1 rRNA gene and 1 pseudogene are annotated in these 1,591 nt (G+C 46.1%); one reads left to right on the top strand and one right to left on the bottom strand.

Features of this window, described 5'->3' with window-relative positions:
* Positions 1–102, bottom strand: a pseudogene (locus KF784_20215) (IS982 family transposase).
* A gap of 454 nt (positions 103–556) precedes the next feature.
* Here KF784_20215 and KF784_20210 point away from each other — a divergent pair.
* Positions 557–1,591: ribosomal RNA gene (locus KF784_20210) — 16S ribosomal RNA — on the top strand; the annotation flags it as partial.

Below are 1,591 nucleotides of genomic sequence, written 5' to 3'. Positions count from 1 at the left end.
TACGCTTTTTTGCCCCCGTTTCCAGAAGGCGGTGCTCTAAGCGGGCTCGAACAGGTGACAAAAATCATCCATAAGGCAGAAAAGCTCGGTTAAACTGTCCATGGGCGTCTCCTTGGCGCGATTGATTGATGTGTAGAAACATAATCTTACGCAAAAAAGCAGACGCCCACCTCTTCTTTTCTTATCCCGAACTCAGGTTAACATTGGTTTTCAGAGTTTAGCTATGTTGGTCCACTTCTGTTTTTATAAGTTTAGTTTCTAATTTGCAGGAGAGTATTTTGCATATGCATGGATAAAATTGAGAAGAACTGTTGCTCAAATTTTTATAAGTAGGTATAATTCTTTTTCTTTGCTGCAGCGTATAAAGCTTGGCATGTTCTTTAAAAAGTTGAGACAATCGATAGGTGTGAGTACTTAAGTTTGTGGTCATATTAAGTTTTTAATATTAAAAGCTTAATATGAAAATGTATAAATTAATAAGTATTCGCGGATAGAAGTAAGATATCCTTTTATTAGGAATCACACATAAATGTCTAGCGAAGTTTAAATCAGAATTGAACTAAAGAGTTTGATCCTGGCTCAGATTGAACGCTGGCGGCATGCTTTACACATGCAAGTCGAACGGCAGCACGGATGCTTGCATCTGGTGGCGAGTGGCGGACGGGTGAGTAATGCATCGGAACGTATCCAGAAGAGGGGGGTAACGCATCGAAAGATGTGCTAATACCGCATATACTCTAAGGAGGAAAGCAGGGGATCGAAAGACCTTGCGCTTTTGGAGCGGCCGATGTCTGATTAGCTAGTTGGTGGGGTAAAGGCCTACCAAGGCGACGATCAGTAGTTGGTCTGAGAGGACGACCAGCCACACTGGGACTGAGACACGGCCCAGACTCCTACGGGAGGCAGCAGTGGGGAATTTTGGACAATGGGCGCAAGCCTGATCCAGCAATGCCGCGTGAGTGAAGAAGGCCTTCGGGTTGTAAAGCTCTTTCAGTCGAGAAGAAAAGGTTACGGTAAATAATCGTGACTCATGACGGTATCGACAGAAGAAGCACCGGCTAACTACGTGCCAGCAGCCGCGGTAATACGTAGGGTGCAAGCGTTAATCGGAATTACTGGGCGTAAAGGGTGCGCAGGCGGCTTTGTAAGTCAGATGTGAAATCCCCGGGCTTAACCTGGGAATTGCGTTTGAAACTACAAGGCTAGAGTGTGGCAGAGGGAGGTGGAATTCCATGTGTAGCAGTGAAATGCGTAGAGATATGGAAGAACATCGATGGCGAAGGCAGCCTCCTGGGTTAACACTGACGCTCATGCACGAAAGCGTGGGGAGCAAACAGGATTAGATACCCTGGTAGTCCACGCCCTAAACGATGTCAACTAGTTGTTGGGCCTTATTAGGCTTGGTAACGAAGCTAACGCGTGAAGTTGACCGCCTGGGGAGTACGGTCGCAAGATTAAAACTCAAAGGAATTGACGGGGACCCGCACAAGCGGTGGATTATGTGGATTAATTCGATGCAACGCGAAAAACCTTACCTACCCTTGACATGTAGCGAATTTTCTAGAGATAGATTAGTGCCTTCGGGAACGCT

The organism is Fimbriimonadaceae bacterium (assembly GCA_019638775.1).
Taxonomy (GTDB): domain Bacteria; phylum Armatimonadota; class Fimbriimonadia; order Fimbriimonadales; family Fimbriimonadaceae; genus JAHBTD01.
Note: the sequence above shows the minus strand (reverse complement) of the source record. Positions and strands in the feature narration are given on the sequence as shown.